At 35.1% G+C, this 1,696-nt stretch carries 2 protein-coding genes and 1 tRNA gene; all 3 read left to right on the forward strand.

Annotated features, from left to right (window positions below):
* Nucleotides 1-18: 18 nt before the first annotated feature.
* The 3 genes from JCM14932_RS17710 (at nucleotide 19) to JCM14932_RS13895 (ending at nucleotide 1,536) form a co-directional block, all read left to right on the forward strand.
* Nucleotides 19-465 (forward strand): hypothetical protein, encoded by a 447-nt coding sequence (locus tag JCM14932_RS17710; RefSeq protein WP_025025384.1) that lies wholly within the window; start codon nucleotides 19-21, stop codon nucleotides 463-465.
* Between the two features lie 177 nt (nucleotides 466-642).
* Complete coding sequence (locus JCM14932_RS13890; RefSeq protein WP_025025385.1) at nucleotides 643-1,095, forward strand: ArpU family phage packaging/lysis transcriptional regulator; 453 nt, start codon at nucleotides 643-645, stop codon at nucleotides 1,093-1,095.
* Between the two features lie 368 nt (nucleotides 1,096-1,463).
* Nucleotides 1,464-1,536, forward strand: a tRNA-Asn gene (locus tag JCM14932_RS13895).
* Nucleotides 1,537-1,696: the final 160 nt, after the last annotated feature.

Raw genomic sequence — 1,696 nt, forward strand, 5'->3', positions numbered from 1 at the left:
ATTCCCGGAGGCTGAGAAATGATTAAAACATATCGGAAAGTAGCAACCATTCAAGCAGAGCAGTTTGATGGTTCAGATGAAATGTTTAAAAAATACAATATCACGCCGCCTATGCCACTAGACCCAGATTATACTATTAATACACTGGAAGGCGATATGGTGCTAGGGGTTAACGATTGGATTGCCACAGGAGTAGATGGCGAACATTGGGCTATCAGAGATGATATTTTTAAGAAAAGTTATATGGAGGTTGGAAACGATAAGAAGATTGTCAAAGCAGTTCAATTTGATTCTTGGGACGAAGAAATGATGTCAACAATCGGAGTTTATACATATGACTATGGCATACACCTGATTAATATTAATGGACTTCAAGTATTTCTTAGTCAAGGTGATTGGATCGTTACTTATCAAGATGGCAGCCAGTTTGTAATTCCTGATGAAGATTGGAAGGCTAAGAAATGAAAATTTATATGTACTTAGTAATGTCTGATTTAGATGTTGATGGTGGCTTTGGTGACACTATACCTACTAAAGAACCTGTAATCAGGAATTAAAGCAATAAAAAAAGCCACTCACAACGTGAGCAGCTAATTAATTGGTTCCGGTAAATCAATTATATCACAAATGGGAGACTAGGATATGGGATTGTTAAGACAAGTTGACACAGATAGAACAGAAAAAAATGTAAAAAATTATTTTGAAAAAGAATTTCCAAGACTTGTTTTACAAGCAGGATATTCCATGCTTGATGTGCAGTCTCCTAAGTTTGATGTGACTGGGATTAGTTCCTTGAGTGGTGACAATGGTACGGAAAATGGAATGATAAGTCACTTTGAAGCACAAAGGTTAGTTAAAGCTACTGTTAAAGCTATCAATAGATGTCCTTTGATTTATAGAAAAATATTAAGAGCGGTTTATTTAAATGATCAGCCAGACATAACTACTCAAATGTCATTAGGTTATCAACACGCACAATATAATGTGAAGAAAAAAAGGGCATATTTATATTTTGCGGATTCCTTCATTAAAATACATGATTTTCATGCATATTTAAAAGAAGACCAAATAAGAGATTGGAAAGAGTATATTTAGAAAATCAGCACTTTACCGGAGTTTTACCAGCACTTTACCAGACAATTACCAGACAATTACCAGACTATTTAAGTGTTATATTAGTATTATCGAAAGATTAAGAGATATGCGGTTACTCTACCGCTTAAAAGGAGCTCATTTGCTAGAAGAGTTATGATAACACTCTTCATTTCGTGAGAACACATGGGTGGGCTAAATTAAAAAAATAATTAGTATTTCCCTTAACAATATTTAAATGTTTTTCCTTCCAATTTAGCTTGAGGTTCGAATCCTCATTCTCACATTGTGAAAGTTGGTTACTTTCACATAGAACATTAGTGCTATAAACTCCTTCAAGAATTTATTAGGCTGGTTAGTTCCAGTCTCATGCTTCGATAGCTCAACTGGTAGAGCATTCGGCTGTTAACCGAACGATTATAGGTTCGACTCCTATTCGGAACGTTGATTGTCGGAAAGCAATCATAAAATATAAAAGAAAGAGCTTTTAGTTCTTTTTTGATTTGCGAATACAACAACGGTAGTCAGTGGCGCAAAGGGTAACGCTAAATACTGATGATGGTGCATGGTTCGATTCCATGCCTGACTATATAAAGAAGATCAG

This window comes from Companilactobacillus nodensis DSM 19682 = JCM 14932 = NBRC 107160 (assembly GCF_000615905.1).
Taxonomy (GTDB): Bacteria; Bacillota; Bacilli; order Lactobacillales; family Lactobacillaceae; genus Companilactobacillus; species Companilactobacillus nodensis.

Bases quoted from the DNA above. Each gene is read 5' to 3' on its own strand.
- JCM14932_RS17710 (WP_025025384.1), top strand. From the start codon at position 19: ATGATTAAAACATATCGGAAAGTAGCAACCATTCAAGCAGAGCAGTTT.
- JCM14932_RS13890 (WP_025025385.1), top strand. From the start codon at position 643: ATGGGATTGTTAAGACAAGTTGACACAGATAGAACAGAAAAAAATGTA.